This window comes from Paenibacillus sp. 01T442 (genome assembly GCF_056398345.1).
On the sequence record NZ_JBFTPF010000031.1, the window covers coordinates 39,633 to 55,631 of the forward strand.

Consider the following 15,999-nt stretch of genomic DNA (forward strand, 5'->3'; position numbering starts at 1 on the left):
ATCTATCAGCAAGAGTATCGCTACCCTTTGACTGCACCTAGCGTGATACCACGTACGAAATACTTTTGAATGAACGGATAAATCGTAATAATCGGTAAAATGCTGACTACAATCGAAACATAACGAACTTGCAGTGTCGAAACAGCCAGTGCTTTGGCCGCTGTCTCGCCGCCCATTTTCTGCATAATTTCAGGGGAAGCCATAATGAGTACCCTTCGGAGGAAGATCTGCAAGGGCTGCAGTTCCGACTTCCCGAGATACAGCAGCGCATTGAAGAAATCATTCCAATGGGCAACGGCATAGTACAAAGTCAGCACCGCTAAGGTTGGCTTGGTAAGTGGGATCGCGATGCGAAACAGCAAGGTGAAATCCTTTGCCCCATCCATGCTAGCGCTCTCAAATATTTCATTCGGAATCGCCTCGAAAGCTGATCGCAAGATCATGACGTTAAAGGTGCTTACCAGTACGGGCAGAATCATCGCCCACCTGGTGTTATAGAGTCCTAATTCCGTAATTACCATATAAAGAGGAATCAACCCGCCAGAGAAATACATCGTGAAGGCGATGTAGAAGTTAAGCTTTCTTCGAAGGAAGAACGTCTTTCTCGAAAGTGGATAGGCCGCCAAGCACGTGGCCACCAGATTAAAGATCGTCCCCACAACGGTGTACCAAATCGTGTTGTAGTACGACTTCCATAATTCGGAATACCCGAGCACCATTTTGTACCCATCAAAATTTAGATCTACCGGTAAGAACGTGACTAACTTATTGTCTATGGCTTCTACCGAGCTCATGGAGATGCTCACCAAATAAATAAATGGATATAGGGTCACAACAATCGCAAGTGCGACAAGACTGTAAACGATTACATAAAAACTCCGGTCCGTCCATGATTTAACCATGAAGGCCTCCTTTCTTGAGGCGCTGCTACCACAAAGACATATCGTTCACACGACGACTCGCTTGGTTGGCGGCATATACTAAGATGAAACTGATTATGGAATTGAATAGCCCCACTGCTGTAGCAAAGCCAAAGTTCTGTGACTCAATCCCTTGCCTATATACATAGGTCGAGATCACATCAGCCGTTTCGTACGTGGCACCGTTGTAGAGCAGATATACCTTCTCGAAATTCACACTCATAATGCCGCCGATGGAGAGTAGAAACAGAATCACAATCGTTGGCTTCAAGCTTGGCAGTGTGAGATGCCATACTTCTTGAAATTTGTTAACGCCATCAATTTTGCCAGAGTCGTACATTTCCTGATCGATCCCCATAATAGCCGCGATGTAGATAATGGAGCTAAAACCGAAGCTTTGCCAGATTCCTGACGCCGTGAAAATAGATCGGAACCATTCGGGCGCCATCATGAAATTAATTTTGGCCATGCCCATCGAAGCCAAGAACGTATTCACAATACCGTCTGTCGGAGACAGGAAATTAATGATCATCCCCGCGATGACAACCGTTGAGATAAAGTGCGGCAGGTAGGTCACCGTTTGGGCAAAACGCTTGAAGAGACCATTCTTAATTTCAACTACGCATATGGCAAAAAGGATCGGGATCGAGAATCCGATGACTAGCGGATAGAACGCAAGCAGGAAGGTATTCCTCAGCAGTCGCCAGAAATAACGAGAATGGACGAACTGGTCCAGCCACTTAAGCCCTACCCAATCGCCTCCAAAAACACCATGTCCTGGTGTAAAGTTTTTGAATGCAATGAGGATCCCCGGCATCGGCAAGTAACAAAATATGAAATAATACAGAAACACCGGTAAAAACATCAGCAGCAGCAGTTTATCTCTGCGTATCAGCTTGATGAGCAGCGGTTTCTTATCCCCCAATAACTCCAACTCCTTTCAATCAATCATCCAATAAGGTAATTTTAGCGCATGACTGACTTTGCAAATATCCAACATTTTTGCGATATGTAACACTTTTTTACGTAAAAAAACACCCATTCAGCCCGGACGTCTTCACGCCGACTTCATAGGTGTTTCCTCATCTAGTACTATCATCTTCCCTGGAATACCCCTCCGCCGTATAGGCGGGAAAGTTCAGAAATACGCTGGTGCCGTGCCCCAGTTCACTTTCAATTCGCAAGCCATAGCTCTGACCAAAGCGAATCTGGATGCGATCATGCACATTTTTCAACCCGTACCCGATCGAGCTCAATTGAATAACCTCTTCGGCAAGCTCCTTACTCATCCCTGGTCCGTTATCTGCGATGCAGAACGCCAGATCATCTCCCGACCTATACCCTCGCAGGGTGATACAGCCGCGCCCACTCCCCTTACGGAGCTTATCAATACCGTGCTCTAGCGCATTTTCCAATATCGGTTGAAAAATAAGATTAATCATGTCATATCGCAATAGCGCTTCATCTACTTCACAAATGAAATCAAAGCGATAATTGTGCATGATACTTTGGATATGCATATAATCCTTGGCATTCTCCAATTCATTTCGAACAGGGATGAAATCTCTCCCCTTATTGRGAACCGTTCGATAGAAACGTGAAACGGTATTCGTGATCTGACTAATTTCCATCGCGTCAATCTCTAAAGCCTTCCAATTAATAATCGACAAGGTGTTATATAGAAAGTGTGGATTGATCTGCGTTTGCAGCGCCTTGAGCTCCGCTTCTTTCTGCGTGATCTTACTTTGATACACTTCTTCGATCAAGGTGTTAATGTTCACAAGCATATTACCGAATCGATTAGTCAATTGACCAATTTCATCTCTAGACTGACTCGATACGTCAATCTTCAGGTTCCCATTTTCGACGATCATCATCTTCTTATTGAGCTTAATAATACGTTTGACGAAGGTGTTGGAGAACATCCAGATAATGAGCAGCAAGCCCGCCAAACAAACCAAGACAATCAAGGCTGTCGCACTGACAATGCTCCTTGCATCCACCGAGATCCCGCTCTTAGGCGTAAAATAAACAAGCTTCCAGCCCGGCTCCGCCATATCCGCTGTGATGTACATGTAATCCGTTGCATGCATCGAAAATGAACCGATTCGCTCCATCAACTGGGAGGACGGCAGCGAGGAGATTGGCAGCTCTGCACTCATCTTCATGTTTTTAGATAGAATTTGCTTACCTTCTTTATCTAAAATCAAAATTCCATAGGCTTTCGTTTTGATATCATCCAAGCCTTGAAACAAACTATCGGCATCGATGCTCAGGAACAACACCGCGGGTGTCTTCCCTACCTGCACGCCCTCTTCACTTACGAACGGTCTTGTAGCGAAGAGTTTACCATTCTTAATGTTCCATTGTGTTTCTTTCGAATGCGTCTGCTGATTCGCCCACTTCAGATCTGATGTCAATTCCAGCGGCAGAATATATTCGCCACGCAGAATAGACTGATTCTCGGTAAACACCGATATTTGTAAGATATCATGATTAAAATCAAGAATATTACTGAAGAACGGATCCACATAATCCCGATACAAAACAGGAAAATCACCGTCATTACTAATAAAAATGCGCTTAAATACAACATTCTGTGTGATCGAATTAATGATCGCTTCATGCTGCTTCGCGCGATAGTTAATCGTCTCGGCGATTTGACTAATCGAACCATCCAAATTCTGTTTCGCCTGTTGAAGCAGGAAAGAGCTGGCTTGGTGATAGGAAAACATCCCCAATACGACAACCGGAATAATGGAAACGACCATATAAGAGATAAAAAGCTTCTGCTTAAATCTTAAGTTTTGGAAATAAGCTAGGAAAGTTCTCATATCAGCTCGTTCCTTCTCGGAATTTGGCTGGACTTTGCCCATGAACTTGTTTAAATGTTTTGCAGAAATACGACGTATTCATATAGCCAACTTGTTGACTAATGTCCGCAATCGTTAGATGTGTATCCCGCAGCAGCTCCTCCGCCTTATGCATCCGAATGGTTGTTAGATATTTAACAAACGTTTGCCCTACTTCCCGCTTAAACAGGTAGCTCACATAGGTCTGTGTAAGGAACACCTTCTCCGCAATCCATTGCAAGCTGATATCCGATGTGTAGTTATCTTCAATCAGTTTCCGGATATCCTTGATCACTTTCTTACTGAATTCCGGATTATGAACATCCGTATTGCCGTCCAGCAAACCCAGAACAGTTTGAATTTGCGCTTTCAGCTCGGCTAAGGACCTACACCCGAATATGGCCTCAACAATCGACTTAAAAGCGTGGACGTCCGTTTTACCTGCCTTTTCCCCTATTTTCTTAGCCAACTCCGTACACATGTACTTCACGTAAATCGCGGAATGCTGCCCGCTCCCGTCAATCGTCTTAAAGAATAGCTCAACACCTTGGCGTAGGCCGAACTCATCCTTGACTTCCAAGTGCCAATAGATAGTTTCCATCAGCTTAGGGATGGTGCTCGCTATTTCTTCTTGCCCTTGGCTTTCATCTGTATACAGCACTGTGCTTTCATGAAAGAAAAATTTATAGTCCAGCACATTCTCMATGAGCTTAAACTCGGGTGCCAACTCATCTCCCTTATTGATTAGCCTGGAAATGACCATTGTAAAGGTTTCGTTGTAGATGTCCGCAATGCTTGCTTTCAACTTGCTGCCTAGCGACTCCAGATCTTCCTTACGCACCGTGTAATCCCATCGCACACAAACTAAGCTCTGACTTTCATTCACATTCACATAATCGAATGGCGCACGAATGACGGTCTGAAGCCTCTCTGGAAGCAAGTCATGCTCTACATCAAAGACCGATGAACTGTAGTCTATTAGAATCAATTGAATGGACATCTGATTAAAATGTAGCCCGATAAGATCTAACTTGCGAGAGAGCGATGAAGAAGCTTGCGCAGCATGAAGGATCTCTAAGAACAGTTCTTCCTTCTCTTGTTCCTGATCCTTATGACAGAGGGCAATGACCTCATGAAAGGCTCTTTGGAAATCACTCACATCGATGGGCTTGAGCAGATACGAGGAGATTTGATAGTGAATCGCCCGCTGTGCATACTCAAACTCCCCATATGCGCTGAAAATAATAATTTTCAACTCCGGGAACTGCGCCCGTGCCCGCTCACACAACGTAAGGCCATCCATAAATGGCATCTTTATGTCGGTTAAAACAATATCGATGGGATGCGAAGCTAGCATCTCTAAGGCTTCTTCACCATTCTCAGCTTCCAACACAGCTAAGGGCAATTTATATTTATGGATTAATCGCTTAATCCCTTCTCTTTCAATATGCTCGTCATCCACGATGAGGATCTGAAACATGCGCTTCCTCCATTCCAAGMTCACCCGTATGAACGGAACACATCCTTTCGGATCATCTCTTCGCACAGGCACGCTCCTATAATACGAAACCAACTCCATCTAAATTCTATCAGAAGACCGCTTCCGATTAAAATTCAACATTTTTGCGTTCCATATCATTTTTTTATGGTGTACTTGTATCCACGAATGCCTTTGTAATACTTAGGATATATCGCACCTATACAGTTCTCACATGCATACTCGAGATCTCGGCGCTCGGGCGTTGATGGGGGTTGGGGGGGAGTTTGTTGGTTTTGAGAGGCTAGAGGTTTGTATGAACTGGAAAATGTACAGCTATTTACGAGAAATCTCCTCGAAAACTGGATTTAACTGTAAAATATGTAGTTAAAATCACTTCTTTCGTTTATATCCGTAAAAATGTATAAAATTAACTGTATATTTTCCATCTAATCTGCGTTTGACTGGAGAATCCAAATATTTAACTACATAAAATCCATTTATTTCCTGGGGCTCAGGAGATATTAAAGAGCAGGCGCTATGCCTGCTCCACTTCTACACCCAGCTTGATGAAATCGCCCCATGTGAGCGTCCGGAACTCTTCCTTCCATGGCGACAACGCCGGCAGCTCTGCCCATAACTCCTCCGCTTTCTGCGTGCACACCGATTGCACGATGCGTGCATATTCCAAGCAGCCCGAGTCCTGAATCAACTGTTTCACTTCGTCTTCCTTTTCTGCAAAACGTTCAGCCGTGATCTCGCCCCTGAAATAGGCCTTCACAGGTGAGAACTCTTCATCTTCGATGGAGAGGAGATACAGGATGGGCAGCGTTCGCTTCTTCGCCATGAGGTCACTTTTCTCATCATAGCGAACGAGATCCCGCACATCATTCTGTATCTGGTGGAGAAGTCCCACACAATCGGCGATCTGATGCAGCTGCTCTATTGTTCCTTCTGCACAGGCTGTATCCGAATAGCCTAGGAAGCAAGCAAGACGGAATAACGAACCCGACTTCTCTTGGGTCATCCATAAATATTCATCGACAGTGGAAACCGCATTAATCACATCTTTATGCTGGCCATTAATCGATCTAGCAATGATTTTGCTAATTTCAACCAGCATCGTTCCGCTGGCATTTATCCTGCCCAATTCACCTATCACACCCATCAGAAGCGCCAATACAGCATTCAACGCACTCGCCGTGTCCACGCGCATCCAAGGCTTACTTTCGCTGTCCTGATCCTGCAGATCATCGACGATATCCAGGATAAGAACAACTAGCTCCGTCAAAGCCGCTCGTCGATAGATATCAGGCGAACCCCCACCAAACATAGCGTGTGTGCACAACGTGACTTTGGACCAAGACAGACTCGAGGTCTCGTTATCTGACATACATGATCTCAGCAGCATTTTCAAATCCTCATCAAACATATAATCATCCATCATCCGTGCCATGTGCTGCTGAATGTCCTGCATGCGAAGCGCCTACTTTCAGGTGTAATATTTACTTTTGATAAACTTCTCCAAAGCCTCTGTCCTTGATTTCGCGCCCCATTTATCATAAATTTTACGCAAATAATTATCAACCGTACGTTTGCTCATGAAAATTCGTTCAGCAATTTGTTCGTGTGTAGCCCCTTTAACCAGCATGTTCATCATGAGCACTTCTTCCTCTTGCAGTTCACATTCTTCGCCTGCATCGGCCTCATTTAATTGCATCTGGTTGAAAACGGACAGCGGAATCATCGTATATCCATCCAAAATACAATACACCATATTCTTGATCGTCCGCTCCGTCGACTCTTTCGATAGGACACCGCTTACTTTCATTTCAATCAATTTATTGTAAATACCTGCCAACTCAATACCAGTGAAAATGATAATATGGATGTGCGGATATAGCTGCTTCAGCTGTGCGGCAACTTCTGTGCCCGTCTGATCGGGAAGCTGATAGTCTAGAAATATGAGTCCAGGCTGATGCAACTTTACATACTCCAAGCATTCCTTCGCATTACTAACAACGCCAACTACCTCGATACGATCTATCTCATCAAGCAACGTCTTCGTCGCTCTTGCAAATAAGGGATGGTCATCGACCACTAATGTTTTGACGATTTCGCTCATGCTGACATCACTTCCTCAGTTGGTATTGTGATCAAAATATGGGTCCCTTCCCCCTCAGCGGTCTCCAGTTCAAAGCTCCCGCCTACATGCAGCACACGGCTTCTCATATAAGCAAGCCCCATACCACCCGATGCGGCGATTTCAACGGCGACCTCTTCCTTCACATGAAACCCTACGCCATCATCCCGATAACTTAAATAAAAGAAATGATCTTCTTCCCACAAATGAAAGCTGACATTAGCCGCCTGCGAATGTTTCTTCGCGTTGTTAAGTAATTCTTGTACAATCCGGAAGATATGCCGTTTGGCCGGTAAATCCTTGCCTTCGATTTCGGAAATTTGCTCGGCTCGGAAGGAAATCTCGAACGGCGTCGTATACGATTCCTTCTCAACGAACGTCTTCAAGGTTTGCTTCAACCCTACCTCTTTCAACAGATGAGGATTCAATTCGAAGCAGCTCTGACGCAAGCTGGCATTGATCATTTCCACGAAGTTGTTCATGCTGTTCAGCTGTTCACGATCCTCTTGACGCATCGAAGGTTTCTCGGCCAATGAGGTTAATCTTCGCTTGAGGAAAAATAAATCCTGCATCGTCGTATCATGAAGATCCGTGGCAATTCGAACACGTTCCTCCTCCTGCAGCTCGAACATCACCTTCCGTAACCAGAGATGTTCTTCCTGCGGAAGATGGGAAACCATTTGCTGAAGTCTGCCCGTTAACTTACGAATCAGATACACATTTTCCATACTTACTTCCAAGTAGGAAGTGATTAACTGCAGCCACTGCAGCTCCTCCTTCGATATCCGTGTGTTCGTCTTCTTCCGAGTTACGATGAGATAGCTGGTGTATTCCTCATGGCAGTTCATTTCCATGAACGTGAAGTATGGATGATCGAGCATGGCAGATGAATTCACCAAACGCTGGATTTCTGCCGTATCGACTTCACCTTCACAGAAAATCTCCATATCGTTTTTATGCCGAAAAACAATCGCGCCACCTGTCACTTGCAGCGTGCCCACAATATCCACTAGGATGATATCCTTCAGATCACGAAAACTGGAGATAGTTCCCAGATTTTTGGAAATCTTTTTTAGCGCTGACTTCAATACATACTTCCTCGGGAACAAATAGGGCTCTAATCTCGTCGTCCAATATTCGGCTGCATACAACATGGCAGAAAGCAGGAAGATCGAGCCTAGGAATACGAATAAAATTTGCTTTCCGTTGGTTTCCCCATGAAAAATAATAGCAAAAGCGCCAGTAAACAAGCTGACAGGTACTACGGCCATCAGGCAAGCAAATAAAACACGCCGTACGACAAGACCAATATCGTATAACTGATCGGAAGCGATTAAATAAGAGAACGTGATGGGAAATATTAATAATAGCCAACTTGTATAAATAGGATCGAATATCCAATCTCCGATAATGAGCTGCGGGAGGAACGAGAGACAGATAATAGGTAGAAACGAAATGAGCAAGGAGTAGAACACACTTTTGATAATACCAGCCAGCGGCGTCTGCGCTTTCCTAATCTTTACAAACAACGTTGCCAATAGGGAAATATTTAAGGAAATAACAATGATGAAGAATCCCATCGTGACCGATCCGTCATACCGATACACGAACGCCATCGAAGGAAATAAGTATAGACCTCTCAAAACAAAAGCTAGGAAGGCAATCCCGTACAAATATTTAAAATGACCCTTGGGCAGCTCCATGTCTCCCTTTTCTTTGAAGAACACCACAAGGAAATGTAGAAAGACAATAGGCAGCACCATCATCGAACTAGCAATCATCAACTTGCCTATTAAATCTCCCCGCATGGATGCGCCTAAGCTCATGAAGATGAGGGCAGCGCTAAGGAACGAGAAAGCGAGCAAGCGTGCCGAAGGCGAACGACTTTCCCTTACTAATAAGAGTACGCACATGAATAGACAGACGAATTCCTCGGCGAGCGAAATGATATCGAACAGGGCTGGTCGGCTTGTCCTCAAATCGATAGAATCTACGACGCCATCTCGCCCAATCACAACCGTGTTCGCCTTCTCAACCACATTCCACCGCTTGACGGTTGACCATTCACCTGGTGGTTTACCATCAATCGCAATGACTTTATCGCCGATATGAATCTTATCATTCGTGCTATTCGCCTCAAGTTTACTGACGATCCACTCATCTGTACGAGCTGTGTCCAAGTAGATACCATTATAGGGAAAATGGAAGGTTACAAACGAGCACCAGATTTGCAAGGCAATGAAGAGCACCATATACATACTCACAGAAATTTTCACTACTATTTTCAATTACCTCTCCCCTAAATTCCATTATTTTGCTATAATCACTCTTGTAACCTATTCTTAAAAAAGAGGGAGCTAAACCAATGGCGATTATTCAATTGAACCCAGAATTGCAACGTTCCGTACAAGCAGTGAAACGCGCAGAACTGCGCAAGCAAGCAGATTCCTTTATGGTGGCTCAACCTTTATCTGCTGAAGAAACAGCTGCACTTATCAAAACATTTACAACGCCTTCAGACACAAGAAAACAAAATGCCAATGAGCCTTCTAACTATTGGTGGTAATCTAGTAGTCTTATTTTACCAAATATAAAAAAGGATTGCATATTAGCCACATGCTAATTATACAATCCTTTTTTTATTTCGTATGCATGTCATTCGCACTACTCTTCCCTAATCCGACAAATCTCGCTAGGCCGTCCCGAAGGTGACACCTAACTCGCGAAGGCGTTTGCGGTAAGCGATGCTCAAACGATCACACTTCAGATGCAGCTCAGCTTGCAAATCTAGCGGCAGCAGCTCCGGCTTCTGGTTCTCAACCATGATCCGATCCTGCTCAATGAGCCTGTCTTGGAATTGGATGAATACCTCATCGCGCTCGTCATACGCATAGTTCCTTTGCTTCAGCATGTAAGCCACGCTAGTCTGCTCCGTAACCGGCAACACCATCAGAAACAACCGAAAGATATGATCGGATACGTCATCTCTCTTAGTAAAAGCTACACATAAAGGACCGAACACCTCATATACATAACGGCTATTTACACCGCGCCCTGTCCCATCCGCGTCCGGCTGATACACGATGATTTCTTCAGAACGCAGAACGCCGTCCTCTTCTAACACGTGATAATCATTGATTTCAGCGAACTCACTATCGCCCAGCAGTCCCTCATGCACGAACATAAGGTGGGATACATCGAGGAAATTCTCAATAATGCGAGGACCTGCTGCTTGCAGGGTATAAGGCCCCATGAATACTTCCTTGAAGCCCTCTGGCACATAGGCACTCACTTTAGGCAGAGGTCCTGCAGGTGTCCCTAGGCACACCCAGATTAGTCCATGTGCTTCTACGCAGGAGTAAACGAAAGCCTTGGCTTTCGGAGGAATGACCTGTTCCTTCGGTAAGGAAGGAATCTTGGTACATGTACCACAGCCATTGTAAGACCAGCCATGGTACGCGCAAACCAACTCATCGCCGCTTACTTTCCCCAGTGAGAGCGGCACACCGCGATGAATACATAAGTCTTTGAAAGCGTGGACGCCTTGCGTGGTGCGGAATACCGCCACTTTCTCCCCTAGTACTACAACAGCCTCCGGCTTATCCGTGAGTGCTGACGACAACAACACCGGGTGCCACTCGTGAATTAATGCGATATCTTGTATTGTCATCGCCAGTCACATCCTTCGTCCTTTATTTAGGTATGACACCTTTAATCCCCTTAACAAACCAAGTCGTGCCAAGGATTTCTTCGTCCGTCATCTTCTTTCCGGATTCGAAGCGTGTTTTGCCTTCTTGATCGACGATAGGCCCTTGGAATACTTCGAACGTACCGTTCAGAATTTCCGCTTTTTTCTTCTCCACGAGCGCTTTAACATCCCCTGGCACATTTTTGCCAAGCGGCGCGATGTCTGTGATGCCCTCTTTCATACTGCCGAAGTAGCTATCTGCTTTCCACGTACCATCCATGATACTTTTCACCGTTTTCACGTAGTAAGGGCCCCAGTTCCATTTCGGGTTCGATATGTACGTATCCGGTGCGAATCTGCCCATATCGGAATCGTTCCCGATGCCCCATACTTTGCGTTCAGCAGCCGCTTGAATGCTTGCCGGTGAATCTTGGTACGCCGCCAACACGTCTACGCCTTTATCCAACAAGGAAATAGCCGCTTGCTTCTCTGTAGCAGGATCAAACCATGTGTTACTCCACACTACAGAGACATCAATATTCGGATTCACACTTTGCGCACCTAACGTGAACGCATTAATCGTATAAATAACCTCTGGAATCGGGAACGCGCCGACATAGCCCAAATGGTTGTTTTTCGTCATTTTCCCTGCAGCCATACCAACCAGGTAAGCACTTTGATATTCACGTCCCATGTACGTGCCTAGGTTCGGCGCTGTTTTGTAGCCAGTGGCGTGCAGGAATTTCACATTCGGATGCTTCGCCGCCACCGCTACCATGGGGTCCATGTACCCGAAGGAGGTTCCGAAAATAATATCATTTTTCTGAGCCAACTCCTCAAATACACGCTCAGCGTCAGGGCCTTCTGGAATATTTTCAACCGTCGTTGCTTTAATCCCTAGTTCTTTCTCCATCATCAGACGACCTTGGTCATGCTCGAACGTCCATCCGCCATCCCCCGGCACACCGATATAGACAAAAGCAACTCTTGGCAACTTCTTCTCTGTTGTTGCTGCCGTAGAAGCAGCTGTGGTGGAAGCAGGTGCGGTACTCGATTCTGTTGTGGTACTTGTCGTGGAGCAGGCACTTAAGATCACTAGCATAATAGCAGTAATAGACAGCATGGTTTTTCTCATATCGCTTCTACCCCTCTCTTTTGATGGACAATCCGCATTTCTCTACTGCTCTGAAAATCCCCTCATACCCTGTGCACCGGCATATGTTCCCGCACAGTGCTTTCTCAGCCTCAGCCCTCGTTGGAGCAGGGTTCGATTCCCACAACGCGGTTAAGGTTACAACCATGCCAGCGGTACAGTAACCGCACTGCAATCCCCCCTCCTCTAACATGGCTTGTTGAATCGGATGCAGCTCTTTCCCTGCCGATATCCCCTCAATGGTCGTAAGCTCCTTGCCCGATGCTTGATATGCCATCAGTAAACAGGAATTCACAGGTTGACCATCGAGCAGAATCATGCATGCGCCGCAGCGCCCAATTTCACAAGAAACCTTGGTACCGGTCATTAGCAGATCATCCCGCAAAATCGCTGACATCCTTTTGGACGCAGGTACTGGGATCGAAACTGCTTTCCCGTTAATGGTGCAATCAAGCACAAAAGATGTATTAATCACTGGCCTCCACCCCTTCTAACCAATCGATGGATTGCACGATGTCTTCTGGTGATATGGGCAACTTATTTACCCAAATGCCTGTCGCTTGCCGTACTGCCGCCGTAATGGCAGGAGCCAAGCCGACAGAACCGATTTCTCCAACGCCACGAGGGCCAAATGTATCTCCCTCCGGCAGCTCTTCAATCGCTTCAACTTGAATACGAAGTGGGCTGTCGCTGAACGTGGGAACGAGGTACGTATCGAGATTATGCCTGAGATAACGACCTTCCTTCATCACTGCATCCTCAGTCAATGTGTAACCCAATGCCATTACACTGCCGCCCTCAATTTGTCCTAAAAAGCCCATCGGATTAATCACTGGTCCTGCGGCGATGACATGATCCGTCTGGAGCACCTTGACCCGTCCGGTCAGCATATTGACTTCTACCTCTACGATAGCGGCCGCGTAAGAGTACAGGTAATGCGCCCCGACCCGCCCTTCGGGCGTCGTCGGGTAGTCGAACTCCGTATGCGCGAGGATCGGCTTCACTGCTGCCGCAGCGGCCTCCGCATACGTGACAACCGGCTCCCCCGATTCATCACCTTTGTGATGAATCCCGCCTGCGCCGGTTGCGAGCTCTGCGGCCGGAACGCCGCAGCACAGCGAAGCCTGCTCCAGCAGCGCCAGCACGAAGGCTGGCTTCAGCTGCTGGAGCGCGCGCCACATCATCGTGGTGGCGCGTGAGGCCGTGCTCGAACCGCTGCTCGGCACGCGGTCGGTATCGCCGATGACGATGCTGATGTCATCGGCGGCGCAGCCGAAGCAGTCCTGCAGCATCAACGTGAGTGCTGCATAGAGCCCTTGGCCGAACTCCTCGAAGCCGAAGGAGGCCTGGATCTTGCCCTCCGGCGTGAGCTCGATGCGGCCGCCGGAGTGATCGGGGATACCGAGGCCTAGCCCGGCACCGTGCATCACCAGCGCAGCGCCGACGCCTCGGCGCAGCCACAGCTCTTGCTCTGGATGGCGCGCGCTGCTGGCGCGCTTCGCCCAGAGCGGCGACTCCTGCGCCTTCGCCCACACCTGGACGGCGCCTTCGGTGGCCACGATCTGTTGGCCCATCGGGCCAGGATCGGTTGGCTGGCGCAAGTTGAGCTTGCGCAGCGCCCACGCGTCCATGCCGAGCTTCTCGGCGAGGCGCTCGATTTGGCTCTCCACCGCAAAAATCACCTGATTGCCGCCAAATCCCCGAAACTCACCGGATACACCGTTATTCGTGTAGACGCTCTTGCCTTCTACATCGACATGCGGGATCGTGTACGGACCAATCGCATGCTCGGTTGCAAAATTCAACACCTCACATCCTAGTGTCGCGTACGCCCCTGTATCTGCAAGGATGCGAACCTGATGTGCGATCAGCTTTCCGTGTGCATCTGTGCCTGTTTTCATCGTGATCCGCATCGGATGACGTTTAATGCCGGAGATCACAGACTCGCGGCGGGAATTGTGCATTTTGATCGGCTTGCCTGTCATTCGTGCCATCAGTGCGCCGAAAGGCTGCACATTAAGCTCATCTTTCCCGCCAAACGAACCACCGATTGGGCTGGAAACGACTCTGATTTGATCCTCTGGGATACCAAGGATTCGCGCCAGCTGAAAGCGATCCTTATAGCCATGCTGGGTCGGCGAGTACACAGTCAGCCTCCCATTATCTTCAGGGATAAAGAGACCGCCTTCCGTTTCCATATACGTGTGCATTTGTCGAGGCGTTAGATAGGTTTCTTCCACGACGTGTACACATGTTGCGAAAACTGCGTCAATGTTCGTGTCCCCATGCTGTAGAGAGGTTTGATGTAGCAGATTCCCTTCGGGATGCAGCATAATCGTACCCGTTTCCAGCGCTGTTTCTGGGTTATCTACAAGTGGAAGCGGCTCATACACGACTTCAATGAGGCTTAGTGCATATTCCGCTAGTTCCTCTGTATCTGCCGCAACAGATGCCAACGCATCCCCGATATATCGAACACGATCCTGACAAAACACCGGCTGATGAGGAAAAGCAATTCCGAATAGGTTCAATCCTGGTACGTCGTCAGCCGTTAAGACCACGCGCACGCCAGGTAATTGTTTGGCTTTGCTTGTATCAATGGAAAGAATCCAAGCATGCGGGTATTGACTCCTCAGCACTTTTCCGTGCAGCATGCCAGGGGCGGTTAAATCGGTGAGATACCGGAGCTCCCCTGTTACCTTCTCCTTGCCATCAGGTCTAATGATCCATTTCTTCGCATTCCGATTAAGGAGCATAGGCTCCGCCCCCTTTGTGCCAAGCCTTGAAACACTCCGAAATGATCAAATTCGCTGCCGTCTGTTTGCGGTAAGCTACCCCAGCATAATCATCTGCCACAGCGTTGAAATCAGCCATAACCCCTTTGTGAAGTATCTGCAAAGCTGCCTTGGTTAACGGTTTCCCGATCATTCCCGCTTCCAGAGCCGAGAACCTCGCAGGAACCGCGTTGCCTCCGCCTGCCGCTAAGGCGATGTCGGTAACCATCCCATCTGCGTGGAGGGAAAGCCTGCCCGCGACGGTGACGACCGATGGTGTGAATGCCTCTCTGCGCCCAACCTTGAGGTAGAACTCATGGATGAACTCCTTTTCTATCGCAGCAGCTAACTGCCCATCCTTCGGCTTACCATCTTCAAGGTTCTTGGCGGCGATCTCCGTACTGTCCCTACTTTCCAATCCCGCCGTTGTCTGCACAATAATCCCCGTCATGATCTCGTCAGGAACCCCATGTGGAGCAGCCAGCCAATCCTTCAACGCAATCATTCGCTCGTTCTGTCCATCTGTACACATGATCTGTGCATCCATCACAAGCAGTGCGGGAATTAGATCTCCTGTACGTGTCATCACATTGCCTCCGATCGAGGCTAAATTCCGAATCGACGGGGCTGCAATCTCCGAACAGGCTTGCACGAGAAGTCCGCATTTCTGCTGAACCAGCTCGTTTTTCATCAAATCTGCAATGCTTAGGGCAGGGCCTATATGAACTTGACCTTGGGAATTAACCGTTAATCCCGAGAGGACAAGAATTCGTCCAAGACTAATGAAATGCTGCGGTATCGGGGAGAGCCCATTTTCCCAGCGCGTGCGAAGCCAAGTACCTCCAGCAACAAGGACAGCATCTTTACCCCATTTATGTTTCAATTGAATTGCTTCCTCTACACTTGTCGGCTGCCATACGGAAGGCTGCTGCTCGGGCAGCTGATGCATCGGAACTGACATATTCAACCCTCCTCAGAGATTCTGAATGACC

13 protein-coding genes are annotated in these 15,999 nt (G+C 47.4%); 1 reads left to right on the top strand and 12 read right to left on the bottom strand.

Annotation, left to right across the window (positions count from 1 at the left end; genetic code table 11):
• Nucleotides 1-20 precede the first annotated feature (20 nt).
• The 7 genes from AC1DLM_RS21130 to AC1DLM_RS21160 form a co-directional block, all read right to left on the bottom strand.
• Nucleotides 21-902: a carbohydrate ABC transporter permease gene (locus tag AC1DLM_RS21130; RefSeq protein WP_477571084.1), complete on the bottom strand. Its 882-nt coding sequence runs from the start codon at nt 900-902 to the stop codon at nt 21-23.
• A 25-nt stretch (nt 903-927) separates the two neighbouring features.
• Entirely contained in the window at nt 928-1,845 is a 918-nt protein-coding gene (locus AC1DLM_RS21135) for an ABC transporter permease (protein WP_056612748.1), read from the bottom strand.
• Nucleotides 1,846-2,002: 157 nt separating this feature from the next.
• Nucleotides 2,003-3,754: a sensor histidine kinase gene (locus AC1DLM_RS21140; RefSeq protein ID WP_477571085.1), complete on the bottom strand. Its 1,752-nt coding sequence runs from the start codon at nt 3,752-3,754 to the stop codon at nt 2,003-2,005.
• Nucleotide 3,755: 1 nt separating this feature from the next.
• Nucleotides 3,756-5,252: a response regulator transcription factor gene (locus AC1DLM_RS21145; RefSeq protein WP_477571086.1), complete on the bottom strand. Its 1,497-nt coding sequence runs from the start codon at nt 5,250-5,252 to the stop codon at nt 3,756-3,758.
• A gap of 535 nt (nt 5,253-5,787) precedes the next feature.
• Entirely contained in the window at nt 5,788-6,726 is a 939-nt protein-coding gene (locus AC1DLM_RS21150; RefSeq protein ID WP_441990470.1) for a polyprenyl synthetase family protein, read from the bottom strand.
• Nucleotides 6,727-6,741: 15 nt separating this feature from the next.
• Nucleotides 6,742-7,374, bottom strand: a complete 633-nt coding sequence (locus AC1DLM_RS21155; RefSeq protein ID WP_441990471.1) for a response regulator — start codon at nt 7,372-7,374, stop codon at nt 6,742-6,744.
• Nucleotides 7,371-9,680: an ATP-binding protein gene (locus AC1DLM_RS21160; RefSeq protein WP_441990472.1), complete on the bottom strand. Its 2,310-nt coding sequence runs from the start codon at nt 9,678-9,680 to the stop codon at nt 7,371-7,373. The genes AC1DLM_RS21155 and AC1DLM_RS21160 overlap by 4 nt, the downstream gene beginning before the upstream one ends.
• 77 nt (nt 9,681-9,757) lie before the next feature.
• Here AC1DLM_RS21160 and AC1DLM_RS21165 point away from each other — a divergent pair, with 77 nt between their 5' ends.
• Nucleotides 9,758-9,958 carry a hypothetical protein gene (locus tag AC1DLM_RS21165; RefSeq protein ID WP_056612737.1) on the top strand — a complete coding sequence of 67 codons (201 nt, stop codon included), beginning with the start codon at nt 9,758-9,760 and terminating at the stop codon, nt 9,956-9,958.
• Nucleotides 9,959-10,084: 126 nt separating this feature from the next.
• On the opposite strand, the gene AC1DLM_RS21170 is transcribed toward AC1DLM_RS21165, so the two are convergent.
• The 5 genes from AC1DLM_RS21170 to AC1DLM_RS21190 are packed head-to-tail and all read right to left on the bottom strand — an operon-like array spanning nt 10,085 to nt 15,968.
• Nucleotides 10,085-11,062 carry a Rieske 2Fe-2S domain-containing protein gene (locus AC1DLM_RS21170; RefSeq protein ID WP_477571087.1) on the bottom strand — a complete coding sequence of 326 codons (978 nt, stop codon included), beginning with the start codon at nt 11,060-11,062 and terminating at the stop codon, nt 10,085-10,087.
• Nucleotides 11,063-11,084: 22 nt separating this feature from the next.
• Nucleotides 11,085-12,215, bottom strand: a complete 1,131-nt coding sequence (locus tag AC1DLM_RS21175) for a BMP family ABC transporter substrate-binding protein (RefSeq protein WP_477571088.1) — start codon at nt 12,213-12,215, stop codon at nt 11,085-11,087.
• A 7-nt stretch (nt 12,216-12,222) separates the two neighbouring features.
• Nucleotides 12,223-12,708: a (2Fe-2S)-binding protein gene (locus AC1DLM_RS21180; RefSeq protein WP_477571089.1), complete on the bottom strand. Its 486-nt coding sequence runs from the start codon at nt 12,706-12,708 to the stop codon at nt 12,223-12,225.
• Nucleotides 12,701-14,989 carry a xanthine dehydrogenase subunit D gene (gene pucD / locus AC1DLM_RS21185; RefSeq protein ID WP_477571090.1) on the bottom strand — a complete coding sequence of 763 codons (2,289 nt, stop codon included), beginning with the start codon at nt 14,987-14,989 and terminating at the stop codon, nt 12,701-12,703. The genes AC1DLM_RS21180 and pucD overlap by 8 nt, the downstream gene beginning before the upstream one ends.
• The gene (locus tag AC1DLM_RS21190) at nt 14,979-15,968 is read right to left on the bottom strand and encodes an FAD binding domain-containing protein (protein WP_477571091.1); all 990 of its coding nucleotides are present in this window, start codon (nt 15,966-15,968) and stop codon (nt 14,979-14,981) included. Before AC1DLM_RS21190 ends, pucD begins: the two co-directional genes overlap by 11 nt.
• Nucleotides 15,969-15,999: the final 31 nt, after the last annotated feature.

Coding starts and splice junctions, on each gene's coding strand:
- AC1DLM_RS21130 (WP_477571084.1), bottom strand. CDS start 902: ATGGTTAAATCATGGACGGACCGGAGTTTTTATGTAATCGTTTACAGT.
- AC1DLM_RS21150 (WP_441990470.1), bottom strand. CDS start 6,726: ATGCAGGACATTCAGCAGCACATGGCACGGATGATGGATGATTATATG.
- AC1DLM_RS21155 (WP_441990471.1), bottom strand. CDS start 7,374: ATGAGCGAAATCGTCAAAACATTAGTGGTCGATGACCATCCCTTATTT.
- AC1DLM_RS21165 (WP_056612737.1), top strand. CDS start 9,758: ATGGCGATTATTCAATTGAACCCAGAATTGCAACGTTCCGTACAAGCA.
- AC1DLM_RS21170 (WP_477571087.1), bottom strand. CDS start 11,062: ATGACAATACAAGATATCGCATTAATTCACGAGTGGCACCCGGTGTTG.
- AC1DLM_RS21175 (WP_477571088.1), bottom strand. CDS start 12,215: ATGAGAAAAACCATGCTGTCTATTACTGCTATTATGCTAGTGATCTTA.
- pucD (WP_477571090.1), bottom strand. CDS start 14,989: ATGCTCCTTAATCGGAATGCGAAGAAATGGATCATTAGACCTGATGGC.
- AC1DLM_RS21190 (WP_477571091.1), bottom strand. CDS start 15,968: ATGTCAGTTCCGATGCATCAGCTGCCCGAGCAGCAGCCTTCCGTATGG.